The 13658-nt window shown below is 68.9% G+C and carries 17 protein-coding genes; 11 read left to right on the forward strand and 6 right to left on the reverse strand.

Features of this window, described 5'->3' with window-relative positions; all coding sequences use genetic code 11:
• Positions 1-59: 59 nt before the first annotated feature.
• A complete protein-coding gene (locus tag AC1RUS_RS00445) occupies positions 60-467 on the forward strand; it encodes a DUF983 domain-containing protein (protein WP_492911927.1) in 408 nt (135 codons plus the stop codon).
• On the opposite strand, the gene AC1RUS_RS00450 is transcribed toward AC1RUS_RS00445, so the two are convergent.
• Complete coding sequence (locus AC1RUS_RS00450) at positions 468-782, reverse strand: polyhydroxyalkanoic acid system family protein (RefSeq protein ID WP_492911929.1); 315 nt, start codon at positions 780-782, stop codon at positions 468-470. It abuts the gene before it with no gap.
• A 108-nt stretch (positions 783-890) separates the two neighbouring features.
• Here AC1RUS_RS00450 and didA point away from each other — a divergent pair, with 108 nt between their 5' ends.
• From didA to AC1RUS_RS00475, 5 genes are all read left to right on the forward strand, one after another.
• Positions 891-1097: a DNA damage-induced SOS-independent cell division inhibitor A gene (gene didA, locus AC1RUS_RS00455; protein WP_492911931.1), complete on the forward strand. Its 207-nt coding sequence runs from the start codon at positions 891-893 to the stop codon at positions 1095-1097.
• A gap of 57 nt (positions 1098-1154) precedes the next feature.
• Complete coding sequence (gene dgcA, locus AC1RUS_RS00460) at positions 1155-2168, forward strand: N-acetyl-D-Glu racemase DgcA (RefSeq protein WP_492911933.1); 1014 nt, start codon at positions 1155-1157, stop codon at positions 2166-2168.
• A 232-nt stretch (positions 2169-2400) separates the two neighbouring features.
• Entirely contained in the window at positions 2401-3675 is a 1275-nt protein-coding gene (locus AC1RUS_RS00465; protein ID WP_492911936.1) for a dicarboxylate/amino acid:cation symporter, read from the forward strand.
• 32 nt (positions 3676-3707) lie between these two features.
• Positions 3708-4733, forward strand: coding sequence for a mechanosensitive ion channel family protein (locus AC1RUS_RS00470; protein WP_492912945.1), 1026 nt, complete (start codon positions 3708-3710; stop codon positions 4731-4733).
• 93 nt (positions 4734-4826) lie between these two features.
• Entirely contained in the window at positions 4827-5876 is a 1050-nt protein-coding gene (locus AC1RUS_RS00475) for an HpcH/HpaI aldolase/citrate lyase family protein (RefSeq protein WP_492911938.1), read from the forward strand.
• A 132-nt stretch (positions 5877-6008) separates the two neighbouring features.
• Here AC1RUS_RS00475 and AC1RUS_RS00480 read toward each other — a convergent pair whose 3' ends face one another.
• The 3 genes from AC1RUS_RS00480 to AC1RUS_RS00490 all read right to left on the reverse strand — a co-directional run bounded on the left by AC1RUS_RS00480 (position 6009) and on the right by AC1RUS_RS00490 (position 8164).
• A complete protein-coding gene (locus AC1RUS_RS00480) occupies positions 6009-6422 on the reverse strand; it encodes an OsmC family protein (protein ID WP_492911940.1) in 414 nt (137 codons plus the stop codon).
• Between the two features lie 71 nt (positions 6423-6493).
• Positions 6494-7870 (reverse strand): cytochrome P450, encoded by a 1377-nt coding sequence (locus tag AC1RUS_RS00485; RefSeq protein WP_492911942.1) that lies wholly within the window; start codon positions 7868-7870, stop codon positions 6494-6496.
• 93 nt (positions 7871-7963) lie between these two features.
• Positions 7964-8164, reverse strand: a complete 201-nt coding sequence (locus AC1RUS_RS00490) for a hypothetical protein (RefSeq protein WP_492911944.1) — start codon at positions 8162-8164, stop codon at positions 7964-7966.
• 274 nt (positions 8165-8438) lie between these two features.
• On the opposite strand from AC1RUS_RS00490, the gene AC1RUS_RS00495 reads away from it, so the two are divergent.
• The 4 genes from AC1RUS_RS00495 (at position 8439) to AC1RUS_RS00510 (ending at position 11450) form a co-directional block, all read left to right on the forward strand.
• A complete protein-coding gene (locus AC1RUS_RS00495; RefSeq protein WP_492911946.1) occupies positions 8439-9401 on the forward strand; it encodes an acetyl-CoA carboxylase carboxyltransferase subunit alpha in 963 nt (320 codons plus the stop codon).
• A gap of 93 nt (positions 9402-9494) precedes the next feature.
• Complete coding sequence (locus AC1RUS_RS00500; RefSeq protein ID WP_492911948.1) at positions 9495-9929, forward strand: carboxymuconolactone decarboxylase family protein; 435 nt, start codon at positions 9495-9497, stop codon at positions 9927-9929.
• 60 nt (positions 9930-9989) lie between these two features.
• Entirely contained in the window at positions 9990-10406 is a 417-nt protein-coding gene (locus tag AC1RUS_RS00505) for a lysozyme inhibitor LprI family protein (protein ID WP_492911950.1), read from the forward strand.
• 66 nt (positions 10407-10472) lie between these two features.
• Positions 10473-11450 (forward strand): NAD(P)H-dependent flavin oxidoreductase, encoded by a 978-nt coding sequence (locus AC1RUS_RS00510; RefSeq protein ID WP_492911952.1) that lies wholly within the window; start codon positions 10473-10475, stop codon positions 11448-11450.
• A gap of 119 nt (positions 11451-11569) precedes the next feature.
• Here the strand turns inward: AC1RUS_RS00510 and AC1RUS_RS00515 are convergent, their stop codons facing one another.
• Entirely contained in the window at positions 11570-11863 is a 294-nt protein-coding gene (locus AC1RUS_RS00515; RefSeq protein ID WP_492911954.1) for a hypothetical protein, read from the reverse strand.
• 720 nt (positions 11864-12583) lie between these two features.
• Between AC1RUS_RS00515 and AC1RUS_RS00520 the strand changes: the two genes are divergently transcribed.
• Positions 12584-13081 (forward strand): nuclear transport factor 2 family protein, encoded by a 498-nt coding sequence (locus AC1RUS_RS00520; protein ID WP_492911956.1) that lies wholly within the window; start codon positions 12584-12586, stop codon positions 13079-13081.
• Between the two features lie 63 nt (positions 13082-13144).
• On the opposite strand, the gene AC1RUS_RS00525 is transcribed toward AC1RUS_RS00520, so the two are convergent.
• Positions 13145-13567: a GNAT family N-acetyltransferase gene (locus AC1RUS_RS00525; protein ID WP_492911958.1), complete on the reverse strand. Its 423-nt coding sequence runs from the start codon at positions 13565-13567 to the stop codon at positions 13145-13147.
• Positions 13568-13658: the final 91 nt, after the last annotated feature.

Raw genomic sequence — 13658 nt, forward strand, 5'->3', positions numbered from 1 at the left:
ATACATACATTGTATATGTAATGTATGTGTTAAATTCCCGATTGTAGGAAGGGCTTTCGATGGCCGATCCGCTTTATGACTCCCCCGAACCGATCGTCTCGGGTCTGCGCTGCCGCTGTCCGCGTTGCGGCGAGGGCAAGCTGTTCCAGGGCTTCCTGAAGCTGGCGCCGGCCTGCGACAAGTGCGGGCTGAGCTACGCCTTCGCCGACCCGGCCGACGGTCCGGCCTTTTTCGTGATGAGCGGCGTGGGCGTGATCATCATCGCCGTCTTCGCCTGGGTCGAGATCGTCTACCGCCCGCCGGTCTGGGTGCACTTCGTCACCGTCTTCCCGGCGCTGATCCTGGGTTGCCTGGGCACGCTGCGCCCGGTGAAGGCCTGGCTGGTGGCCTCGCAGTTCATCCACAAGGCCGAGGAAGGCCGGTTCGAGAGCATCGGCCGTCACGAGTTCGACAGCCGACGGATGTAGCTACTTCTTCTCCAGCAGCAGCTGTCCGCGCTTGGAGAGCTCGGTTTTGATCTTGCCGGCGATCATGCCCAGCATGCCGGGCAGGACGACGTCGAGGCGGACATGGTCGTCCAACACGTTCACCGCGCCGCTGATCGCCTGGCCCATGGCCAGGGCCGAGAAGTTCAGGGTGTCGCCGGCCCAGCTCTGGGTGAAGCGCGTGGCGTCGCCGCCGGGAATCTGGCTGGCCAATTGCTCCAGGCCGCTCTCCAGCCGACGCCGGGCCTCGGCTGCGCCCAGTTGGTGCGGGATGGTGATGCTGATCGGCTTGGCCATGGTCGGGTCTCTGTTGAAGGTCTTGGATCAACGTGCGGACGGCGCGAACGTTCGGCGACCGTTTCTGACGTACAGGCGAGTCAGGTTCAAGCCTCCAAGGAGGACGCCATGACCGACTACGCCATGCCCCACGCTTTCCAGGCCACCCGCAAGCCGGCGCGTCCGGGCCGTCCGACCGGCGTGCTGGGCGCGATCAACTACGCCGGGGTGCTGCTGGTCTGGGCGGCGCTGTTCGTGGTCGATCGGCCGCTGGCGATGAAGGTGTTCCGCGAGCGCCGCGCCGACTCGCCGATCCCGCGCGACTGGAAGTGGTAGCTCTCGAAAGCGAACGGTGAGAAGCCAGGGGCGGTCGCTCCCGAAAGGCTGCTTGGCATGTCGCTGTCCGTCACCGCCCGCTCCGCCAGCTATCCGCTGAAGGCTCCCTTTCGCATCTCGCGCGGGGTCAAGACCGCCGCCGACGTCGTGGTGGTCGAGGCCCGGGCCGACGGTCATGTCGGGCGTGGCGAGAGCGTGCCCTACGCCCGCTACGGCGAGACCGTCGATGGCGTGCTGGCCCAGTTGAAGCCGGCGCTGGAGGTCCTGGAGCGCGACGGCGACGACGGCGCGGCTCTGGCGCTGCTGCAGCCCGGCGCGGCCCGCAACGCCCTGGACTGCGCGCTCTGGGACCTGCGCGCCAAGCGCACGGGCGTGGGCGTGGCCGAGGCCATCGGCCTGCCAGCCCCCGCCTCACTGGTCACCGCCGTCACCGTCAGTCTCGACGCGCCCGAAGCCATGGGGATCGCCGCCCGAGCCGTGGCCGACGCGCCGCTGATCAAGATCAAGCTCGGCGCCGAGGACCCCGCCGCCCGCCTGCGCGCCGTGGCTGACGCCGCTCCGCACAGCCGCTTCATCGTCGATCCCAACGAGGGCTGGACCTTCGAGATCCTGCACGGCCTGCGGTCACTGCTGGCCGACCTGCCCATCGCGCTGGTCGAACAGCCCCTGCCGGCCGGCGCGGACCAGGAGCTCGACGGCTACGACCCGCCCTATGTGATCTGCGCCGACGAGTCGGTGCATGTCGGTCACGACCTGGCGGCCTTGCGTGGCCGCTACCAAGCGGTGAACCTCAAGCTGGACAAGACCGGAGGGCTGTCGGAGGCCGTGCGGATGCTGGAGCAGGCGCGGGCGCTGGGGTTCGAGCTGATGACCGGCTGCATGGTGGCCTCGTCGCTGGCGATTGCGCCGGCATTGCACCTGGCCGGCGGCTGCCAGTACGCGGACCTGGACGGGCCCTGGTGGCTGTCGGTCGATCATCCCGGCGGGCTGCGGGTCGAGGGCGGGATCATCACGCCGCCGAAGGCTGGGTTCTGGGGGGATGGAGCGGACGCTCACAATCTTTGGCTCTAAACAGCTTGTCATCCCGGCCGCAGCGAAGCGGAGAGCCGGGACCCAGGGGTCACCACACCGCTCTTGGCTCCTGGGTCCCGGACAGCCTCTGCGAGGCTTCCGGGATGACAAGTTTGGACAAGCTCGGAAGTAGACGGTTTTCGCTTCACCGCCCGTCATCCGGTCATGCGCCCTTGACCAACACTCCGACGCGCCATGGTCTGGACGTCGCAAGCTCAGCCGGACCCGCCGCATGACCGACACGCCCGCCGCCCGCACGTCGCCGCTCGCATGGTGGTTCTCGGTTCCGCTCTACCAGCGCATCCTGGGCGCGCTCGTTCTGGGGGCCATCGTCGGCTATTTGTGGGGCGAGGGCGCGACCAGCCTGAAGATCGTCGGCGACGTCTTCGTGCGGCTGATCCGGATGCTGGTCGCGCCGCTGGTGTTCGTGATCATCGCCACAGGCGTGGCCGAGCTGGGCGATCCGAAGCGGCTGGGCGGCATCGGGTTGAAGACCATCTCGATGTATTTCCTGACGGTGTTCCTGGCCGTCGTGGTGGGCCTGGCCTGCGCCAGCCTGTTCCAGCCGGGCCTGGGCGCGAACCTCTCCCACGTGGCTCCGCAAGCGGTGGGAACGCCCAAGTCGCCGGCCGAGATCTTCATCGGCATCGTGCCGCTCAACCCGATCAAGGCCCTGGCCGAGGGCGAGACCCTGGCGATCATCTTCTTCGCGGTGATGGTCGGGGCGGGCGTGATCGTGGCCGGCGAGGCGGGCAAGCCCGTCGCCGTGCTGCTGAAATCCGGCACGGAGGTGATGCTAAAGCTGGTCGGCTTCGTGATGGAGACCGCGCCGTTCGGCGTCTTCGCCCTGATCGCCGTGGTGATGGGGACGAACGGGCCGTCGACCTTTGTCAATGTCGCGCGGCTGGCGGTCTGCGTGCTGGTCGGCTCGGCGGTGCAGACCTTGATCGTGCACGGCGCCATCGTGCGGCTTATGGCCTGGCTGCCGGTGGTTCCGTTCTTCAAGGGCATCACGGACGCGATGCTGATCGGCTTTTCGACCGCCTCCAGCTCGGCCAGCCTGCCGGTGGCGATCCGGGTGGCCGAGGACAACCTCGGCATCAAGCCGCCCGTGACCTCGACTGTCCTGCCGCTGGGCGCGACCATCGGGATGGACGGCACGGCGATGTATGTGGCCATGCTGACCCTATTCGCGGTGCAGGCCTTCGGCGTGCATCTGGCGCCAGCCCAGTACGCCATGATCGCGGTGACCACGACGATCGTCGCCATGGGCGTGGCGCCCGTGCCGTCAGGATCGCTGTTCATCCTCGCCGCCGTTCTGGGCTCGATCGGCGTCGGGCCCGAGCAGACGGCGTTGGTCGTCGGCTTCATCCTGCCGTTCGACCGGGTGCTGGACATGATCCGCACCGTGCCCAACGTCACCGCCGACCTGGCCGTCGCCACCGCCGTCGGGCGCTGGGAAAACGAGATCGACGTCGAGGTCTACAAGAGCCGCGACGCCTCTTGATCCTGGCGCGCGGCGCGGCTCACACTGGCGTTATGGTCGAGAACCCCCTGGAACGCCTGGACACCTTCGAACTGGTCAAGCTGGGCAAGGCCTCGGTGACGGTCGGAGGATTGGCGGCGGCCGTGCTGATCATCGCCGCGGCGCTGTTCGCCGCACGGCTGACAGCGGCCGGCCTGCAGAAGCTGCGCGCCAAGGCCGCCGGCAACGCCGCCTCGCTCTATGTGGTCGAGAAGGTCGTGACCTACGGCCTGGTGGTGATCGGCTTCGTGGCCGGCCTGTCGACCATGGGCCTGGATCTGACCTCGCTGGCGGTGTTCGCCGGCGCCCTGGGCGTCGGCGTGGGCCTGGGCTTGCAGGGCATGGTCAAGGACTTCGCCTCGGGCATCAGCCTGGTGTTCGAGCGGCTGGTTGCGGTGGGCGACTTCGTCGAGCTGCCCGGCGGCCAGCGCGGGGTGGTGCACGAGGTCGGACCCCGGGCCACCCGCATCCGCACCAATGACAGCACCGACCTGATCGTGCCCAACTCGGTGCTGGTCAACGACCTCGTCATCAACTGGACCCTGCGCAACACCAACCGCCGCATCCGCGTGCCCTTCGTCACCGCCTTCGGGGCCGACAAGCAGAAGGTGCGCGAGGCGGTGCTGAAGGCGGCCAAGTCGGTGGCCTTCACCTCGGCCGACGACGCGGTGCGCCGCACTCAGGTGTGGCTGGTCGGCTATGGCGAGCACGCCCTGAAGTTCGAGCTGATCGTCTGGCCGACGGTGGAGGCGGTGCGTCGTCCGGCGGCGATCTTCGCGGCCTATACCTGGGCCATCGACGACGCCCTGCGCGAGGCCGGGATCGAGATCCCCTATCCGCAACGCGACATCCGCGTGCGCGGCCTGTTCGGCGAGGAGGGCGAGGACGCCCTGACCAGCCTCAAGCTCGAACCCGCCGCTCGCCGCCGCAAGGCCGCCAAGGGCGCCGTGAAGGTCTCCGACAACGACGCCGCGCTCGACCTGGAACGCGACGATCCGGACGATCCGCCGATCCCCGCTCAGTCGCCGCCGAAGAGCTGATTTCTTACCGTTGGTAAGGTGAGCGCTTGACGCTCATTCCGCGTCGCCTCAGTCTTCTCGCAACTGCGAAAAGAACAATTCGGGGAGTAGCGGATGAAGACCGCGCGAGGCTTTTTCAAACCCTTGGCCATCGGCGCTCCGACGCCCTATCGCGAGCTCCCGGCCCGGGTCGAGCGGATGATCCACTTCGTGCCGCCGCACCTGGAGAAGGTCCGCGCCAAGGTCCCGGAGATCGCCCCGACCGTCGACGTGATCCTGGCCAACCTGGAAGACGCCATCCCCGCCGACGCCAAGGGCGCGGCCCTGGCCGGGCTGATCGCCATGTCGCGCGAGACCGATTTCAAGGCGTTGGAGGTGGGTTTCTGGACGCGGATCAATTGCCTGAACTCGCCCTGGCACCTGGACGAGGTGTCGACCATCGTCGAGAAGGCCGGCGACAAGATCGACGTCATCATGGTGCCCAAGGTCGAGGGGCCGTGGGACATCTTCTACATGGACCAGCTGCTGGCCTCGCTAGAGGCCAAGCATGGCGTCACCCGACCGATCCTGCTGCACGCCATCCTTGAGACCGCCGAGGGCGTGATGAACGTCGAGCAGATCGCCGCCGCCAGTCCTCGCATGCAGGGGATTTCACTCGGCCCAGCCGATCTGGCCGCCAGCCGCGCGATGAAGACCACGCGGGTCGGTGGGGGTCATCCCGGCTATCGCGTCATCGAGGACCCGCACGCCGACGGCGCGCCCCGCGCCTCGGTGCAGCAGGATCTCTGGCACTATACCTTTGCCAAGATGGTCGACGCCTGCGCCGCGCACGGCATCAAGCCGTTCTACGGTCCGTTCGGGGCGATCGACGATCCGGTCGCCTGCGAACAGCAGTTCCGCAACGCCTTCCTGATGGGCTGCGCCGGCGCCTGGAGCCTGCACCCCAGCCAGATCGCCATCGCCAAGCAGGTCTTCAGCCCGGCTCCGGACGAGGTGCTGTTCGCCAAGCGCATCCTGGAGGCCATGCCGGATGGCACCGGCGTCGCCATGCTGGACGGCAAGATGCAGGACGACGCGACCTGGAAGCAGGCCAAGGTCATGGTCGATTGCGCGCGGCAGATCGCGGGCAAGGACGCGGCGTACGCGGCGCTTTACGGGTTTTAGCAGCTAGCACTTGCCCCCTCCTGGCTGCTTCGCAGCCGTCCTCCCCCATAGGGGGAAGAGAAGGGGCGGCGCGCTCCATCTTCCCCCTATGGGGGAGGAGCGCCGAAGGCGCGGAGGGGGCGAGTGCCAGCCTCATCCCACCGTCGTCACCACCCGCGCCCCCTGCGTCAGCAGACGGTGGATCGGGCACATCTCCGCGATCTCCAGCAGACGCTTGCGCTGCTCGTCGTCGAGGTCGCCGTCCAGCGTGATCTCGCGATCGAAGCGTTCCGGCGGGGTCATGTCGGGCTCGCGCGAGCTGCGGACCTCGACATGCACCGCGCCCAGGGTCCAGTTCTTGCGCTTGGCATAGAGCCGCAGAGTCATGGTGGTGCAAGCCGCCAGGCCGGCGGCGATCAGGTCGTGAGGGTCAGGACCAAGATCCAGGCCGCCGGCCGCGACCTTGACGTCGGCCACCAGGCTGGTCGGGCCCGCCGTCACGAACATCTGCAGGCCGCCATGGCCGCTGTCGTCGGCGATGGCGCTGGGGCGGATGGCGTCGGTCATGGGCGGGGTTCCTCGAGGTCTGCGGCCAAGGTCGTGTCACACCCTGTTCTCGGCAAGAGCGCGCGGCTTGTCTATTCCCGCCGGATCGGCGTCAGTCGAAACCAGGGCTCGAGGCTGGGCGAGGTGGTGACGCCGCCCACCGGCATGATCTGGCGGAGATCGTCCAGCGTCACCTCGAACCGCGCCAGCAGCCGGCCCAGCATCACCTGGGCCTCGGCCAGGGAGAAGCTGGCGCCGATGCAGATGCGCGGCCCGCCGCCGAAGGGCATGAAGGCGCCGCTGGTCCAGGGCGCGCTCTTGCCCTCGAAGCGCTCGGGTCGGAAGGCCGTCGGTTCGCCCCACAGGACCGCGCGGCGGTGCATGATCCACGGGCTGATGGTGATCAGGCAGCCCGGCTCGACGGCGTGGCCCAGGATATCTTCGGTCTGGAGATTGGTGCGCAGGATCAGGCTGACCGGGGGATAGAGCCGTAGGGTCTCGAGCAGGCAGGCCTTCAGGCGCGGCCAGGCCTGCAGCGCGGCGAGGCTGTCGATCGTCTCGGGTGGCGTGGCGACGAGCTCGGCCCGGACGCGAGCCTGCTCGGCGGGATCGCGGGCCAGCAGGTAGGCGGTCCAGAACAGCAGGCGGGAGGTGGTCTCGAAGCCGGCGGCGATCATGGTGGCCGACTGCTCTCGGATCTCGGCGTCAGTCAGAGGCTCGCCGGTCTCGGGGTCGCGCGCCGCCAGCATCAGGTCCAGCAGGTCGCCGCCGGCCGAGCCGCGCGTCCGGCGCTCGGCGATCACCGCGTCGACCTCGGCGAACCAGGCCTTGGCGAAGCGCTTGCGCGGGCCCAGCGAGAAGCCGAAGTCGGTCTCGCGCTTGGCCAGGCCGTCCCACAGCTGCGCGCGGCCGGGGCCGGAGACGAAGGTCCGCACCATCTCCGCCATCCGCGCCTGGCGGTCGTCGGCGGGCAGGGAGAAGAGGGCGCGCAGCACCGCGTCCAGCGTCGCCTCATGGAAGACGGCGGACAGATTGACCCGGGGCTGGTCAGCGGCGCTGGCGATCATCGCCTCGGCCGCCTGGGCGAAGTGGGGCAGCAGGCCGCTGACATGGGCGGGCGTGAAGACCGGGGCCAGCATCCGGCGCTGACGTCGCCAGGGCTCGCCCTCGGCCAGCAGCAGCCCTCGGCCGGTGAAGGGCAGGACGGGCCGCACGGCGGCGATCGGTCGGATGTAGCGGCCCAGCGGCGCCGACAGCAGAGCGCGCGCCGCGTCGGGGTCGTTGAGCAGGAGGGAGTCGATACCGAGGATCCGGCGGCGGACGATCGGTTCGTCGAAGGTCCGCTGGCTCCAGATCGCCAAGGGGTTGGAGGTCATGCCCGCAGCGACGCGCCAGTCCGGCAAGTCGCGGGGATGGATTCTGGGCGCGGGCGGGATCAGCGGATCGGCGCGGGTCGCCAGAGCGTCCATGGGAGTCTCCGGAAGCGAGGAGCAAGTCCTCTACCGGAGGTATCTCCTAGCACCGCCCGTCCTTCATCGCCCGATGAAAATCGGGCGTGAGGATCAGGCCGCGCAGGCGTTGTGGGCCGACACGTCGAACACGCGCTTGGCCCCGCGCCAGACCTCGATCATGTCGCAGCGGCGATGCATGTCGATGAGCTCCAGCGCGCGCTGGCGAGCGGCATTGTCGTCGGCGTAAGGGGCGACGTCGAAGCGCGGAACGGAGCCGTCGGATTCAACGCAGAAGAAGGTGAACACCTGCATGGGAACTCTGTTCTCATCAGGCGGGTCCGAGCCATATTCGATGGGCGGGGGCCGCAGGCGCTGGTTTTCTTCGTCACCAGCTAGGAATCGACCATAGGACCAAATGTCGCGATTCACCATAGAAATGAGTCTTCAAAAGAGACTCTCTCGCGAACCATCTGGGGACGGTCGTGTGGATGAATCCGTGGGATTCGGGAACGTTCCAAAGCCGGTTCCCTTTTTACTGTGTAGCCTCTAGGTTCCCTCCCTTTCGTAACGGCGACGTTGAGACTCCATGGCCGCCCACTATCTCGATTTCGAACGCCCAATCGCTGACCTGGAAAGCAAAATCGAGGAGCTGAGCAAGCTCTCCGAGACCGCTGGACCGGGTGCGTTCGAGCTTGAGATCCAGGCGCTGCGAGATCGCGCTCAAGCTTTGCGCCAGGAGGCCTACGCCAATCTCGACCCGTGGCAGAAGACCATGGTCGCCCGGCACCCCCAGCGGCCCCATCTGCGCGATTATGTCGCAGGCCTGATCGACGAGTTCGTCGAGCTGCGCGGCGACCGCAAGTTCGCCGATGACCAGGCCATCGTCGGAGGCCTTGGCCGGTTCCGCGGCCAGCCGGTCGTGGTCATGGGCCACGAGAAGGGCCATGACGTCACCACGCGCCTGAAGCACAACTTCGGCATGGCCCGGCCCGAGGGCTACCGAAAGGCCGTGCGCCTGATGGACATGGCCGAGCGCTTCAACCTGCCGGTCGTCACCTTCGTCGACACCGCCGGCGCCTATCCAGGCCTGGGCGCCGAGGAGCGCGGCCAGGCCGAGGCTATCGCCCGCTCCACCGAGCGCTGCCTGACCCTGGGCACCCCGATGATCGCCACCATCGTCGGCGAAGGCGGTTCGGGCGGGGCCATCGCCCTGGCCGGCGCCAACAAGGTGCTGATCCTCGAGCACTCGATCTATTCGGTGATCAGCCCCGAAGGCGCGGCCTCGATCCTGTGGCGCGACGGCGCCCGGGCCAAGGACGCGGCGACCCAGATGCGCATCACCGCCCAGGACCTGATCAAGCTGGGCATCGTCGACCGCATCATCGAAGAGCCGGCCGGCGGCGCCCATTCCGACAGCGAGGCGGCCATCGCCGCGGTCGGCGACGCCATAGAGCAGGAGCTGAAGGCCCTGTCGGCGCTGGACGCCGCGGCCTTGAAGAAGCAGCGCTCTGAGCGCTTCTACGCCATCGGCCGCGTCGGCCTGCAATAGCCTGAACTTTCCTGGACGGCGGATGTCACATCCGCCGTCGCCATCTCGTCTTGCCTGCGAAGACCGATCCCCGGTCCAGCAAGGAGCAAGACCATGGCCAGCACCGCCGCCGCCTTCCGCCACGACCTGAACGTCCCCGCCGTCTACCGGGCCTTCATCGCCGCCGAGATGGCGATCGTCGGGACGGGGCTGAACAAGACCCTCCTGCACCTGGTCAAGCTGCGCGCCTCGCAGATCAATCAGTGCGCCTTCTGCGTGAAGATGCACGTCAAGGAGGCCCGCGACGACGGCGAGACCCAGGACCGCCTGGACCGCCTCGTGGTCTGGCGCCACGTCGGCGACTTCACCGCCGCCGAGAAGGCCGCCCTGGCCTTCACGGAGGCCCTGACCGTGATCGATCCCGCCGCCGACATGGGCCCGCACCGGACCGCCCTGCGCGAGCACTTCAGCGACCAGGAAGCCAGCGCCCTGACCAGCGCGGTGGCGATGATCAACCTGTGGAACCGGCTTCAGGTTTCCGGCCACTAAACCCGGCTGGTCTCGGCGGCGAACCAAGCTAGGCTGGCCGCCGAACCGCTGGAGAGATCGATGACCCGTTGGCCCGCCCTGAGCCTCGCCCTCGCCGCCCTGTCGCTGGGCGCGGCCCAGGCCCAGACGGTCAAGCCGGCCAAGCCCAAGCCGACCACCTCGTACGAGCGCTGCCTGGCCAGTCCCGCGGGCCAGACCACGGCCGGGATGATCAACTGCGCCGACGCCGAGCTGCGGGTGCAGGACGGCCGGCTGAACAATGCCTATCAGGGCGCCATCCTGCGCCTGGAGCGGCCCCGCCAGAAGGCGGCGTTGCAGAAGGCCCAGCGGGCCTGGATCGCCTTCCGCGACGCCGATTGCGCGGCCTATTACGATGAGGACTGGGGCTCGCTGGCGCGGGTCCAGGCCAATGCCTGCGTGCTCGAGCACACCCAGCGCCGGGCCGACGAACTGGAGGCCTTCCACCGAGGGTTCTGACCCCTCTTGCCTGCCCTTACGGTCACCGCGCCATAGTCCCTCCAAAATCAGAGGGAGCCCATCGTCATGGCCATCAAGACCCGTTTCACCGAGCTGTTCGGCGTCGAGCACCCGATCGCCCAGGGCGGCATGCAGTGGGTCGGCAAGGCCGAGCTGGTCGGCGCGGTCGCCAACGCCGGGGCCCTGGGCTTCCTGACCGCCCTGACCCAGCCGACCCCCGAAGCCCTGGCCAAGGAGATCGCCCGCACCCGCGACCTGACCGACAAGCCGTTCGGCGTGAACCTGACCATCCTGCCCACCATGACCCCGCCGCCCTATGCCGAGTACCGGGCCGCGATCATCGAGAGCGGGATCAAGATCGTCGAGACCGCCGGCTACAAGCCCCAGGAGCATGTCGACGATCTGCGCGCCAACGGCGTCAAGGTGATCCACAAGTGCACCGCCGTCCGCCACGCCCTCAGCGCCGAGCGGATGGGCGTGGACGCCATCAGCATCGACGGCTTCGAATGCGCCGGCCACCCGGGCGAGGATGACATCCCCGGCCTGATCCTGATCGCCGCCGCCGCCGACAAGGTGAAGATCCCGATGCTGGCGTCGGGCGGCATCGCCGACGCGCGCGGCCTGGTGGCGGCCCTGGCCCTGGGCGCCGACGGCGTCAACATGGGCACCCGCTTCTGCGTCACCCAGGAGGCCCCGATCCCGATGGCCTTCAAGGAGCAGATGGTCGCCAACGACGAGCGCCAGACCGACCTGATCTTCCGCACCCTGCACAACACCGCCCGGGTGATGCGCAACGCGGTCAGCCAGGAGGTGGTGCAGATCGAGCGGGCCGGCGGCGCCAAGTTCGAGGACGTCGCCCACCTGGTGGCCGGAACCCGCGGCCGCGACGCCCTGGCCCAGGGCGACACCGACGGCGGCATCTGGAGCGCCGGCATGGTCCAGGGCCTGATCCACGACATCCCGACCGTGCGCGAACTGGTCGACCGGATCGTCAGCGAGGCCGAGGGGCTTATCCGTGGGCGGCTGGCGGGGATGGTGGGCTGATACTGGCCCCCTCCGCGCTTCGCGCTCCTCCCCCAGAGGGGGAAGATGATCGGCGCGTCATCCGCCCCCTATGGGGGCGGACGGTCGCGAAGCGACCCGGTGGGGGCGAGTGGCTGGCGCTAATCCAGCCCCATCATCAGGATCTCCAGCGCCGTCCGCTCCATGCTGACCAGCCATTCCGCCCGCGCCTGGGCCAGCAGGCGGGCGTCCTGCGCCTGGCGCGCCTGCGCGGCGGCGGCGGCCGGGCCGGCGGTGCGGCGATGACGCTGCGAGGGCGTGTTGCGGCGGGTTTCCGGCGGGCGCGCGGCCTGCGCCTGCGCTTCTTCCGCCCATTGCGCGCGCGAGGCGGCCAGTCTTTCGGTGAGGTCCAGATGCCAGGCGGCCGCCCGGGCCAGGCGTGGGAGGTCGGTCATGGGATGTCTCCGAGAGGACGGCGCACGGCTGCGCCGCCGCGCCGGATCACGGCGCGGGGGGAACAGGAGAGGCGCGGGGCGTCCGGACCGCGTCCGGAGGCTGTGAGTAGAGTTACCGTTTCGACGAAGCCTGACGCCCCGCGCGGTCGTTATCCCTCTGGCCGGGGCGCGCAGGCCTGGTTCAGCCTTTTGCCCCACCCGGGCGCCCCTGCCTCGCGACGGACCCAGCCCGAAGGCTGCAAGCCACGCCGATTCCGGAGGGACCCGGAGCGAACCTTCGGGCGGGCGGGGGTCCTCCGACGGACCTCCCGATAGGCGGGTTTGCGTCACCCGCCCTCCCATCAAGCCGGCCGGTCCCGCATCCGCGACTCCGGCGGCCCCGCTCGACCGCATCCGCGCCGCGCGTCTCGGGCCGGATCCAAGAGCCCTCTCCCTCGCGACGGGATGGAGAAAGTATGGGCCGGCTTTCAGCGCCTCCGATACGCCGGCGCGTATCCCCGCGATCCTCCCCCTGAAGGGGGAGGCAGCCGAAGGCCGGAGGGGGAACACCGCCTTGATTCCGCGGGACTTCCCCTCCGTCGGCAGCACGACGACCCCGGGGGCCTCTCCGCTGATCGTCACGCCGCCAATCCCCGCGCTCGCCTTCGCATGACCTCGAATTCACGGGACAGCCCCCGGTCGGCGCGACACTCAATAGGCGTCGCCAAGAGGGAACCCCTGATGCTCCTGCCCGTCCTGATCGCCGCCCTTGTCCTGGCCCAGTCCGCCGCGCCCGCGCCCGCTCCGGCCCCGCCGCTGAGCGAGGTGATCGCCGCGCGCGACGCCAAGCTGTTCGCGGTAATGTTCGACCAGTGCGACCCGGCCGCTCTGGCCGACCTGGTGACCAAGGACATGGAGTTCTATCACGACAAGGGCGGGCTGATGGCCCACGACGCCTTCCTCGCCGACTACGCCAAGAGCTGCGCGGCCAAGACGGCCCCCGACGCCTGGCGCTCGCGCCGCGAACTCGTCGCCGGCTCGATGAAGGTCTACGCCATCCCCGGCTTCGGCGCGGTCGAGGAGGGCGCCCACCGCTTCTACGAACGCAAGGGCGACGGCCCCGAGCGTCTGGCCGGCAAGGCGCGGTTCTCGATCCTGTGGAAACAGGAGCCCGATGGCCAGTGGCGCATGGCTCGGACGTTCAGCATCGACCATGCGGCGGCTTCTCCTCCCCCGTAAAACGGGGGAGGTGGCGCGATGCGAATACGCATCGTGACGGAGGGGGCGTCCGGCGCCGGTTTGCTACACCTTCACCCGGAAGTGGAACGCATCCACCGCCAGCCCCTCGCGGAAATAGAACCGGTGGGCCTGCTCGCGGACCACGTTGGAGATCAGCTCCAGCTGCGTACAGCCCTCGCGCCGGGCCTCGTCCTTCAGCCAGTCCAGCAGCGCCTTGCCGTGCCCGCCCGACCGCGCGGCTTCGTCCGAGACCAAGTCGTCGACGCTCAGCAGCCGGCCGCAATACAGCATGTCCAGGATCCGGTACCCGGCGACGGCGCGCGGGACGCCGTCCTCGCTTACGCAGGCGAGGCGGTAGCCGTCGCTGGCCATCAGCCCCCGGATGCGGGCGACGTAGGTCTCGGCGGTCAGGTGCAGGCGGAGCTGGGCCATTACCGGGAAGGTGGCGGAGATCTCGGCGTCGGTGGTGGGGGTGGTGATGGTCATGGGGCGACGATAACCTGCCCCTCTACCTGATAGCGTGTTTTCCTCAGCAAAGACCGTCCTCCATCTTAGATGTTTTAGCGCCGTACGACGT

This window comes from Caulobacter sp. GW821-FHT10F06, from assembly GCF_058809215.1.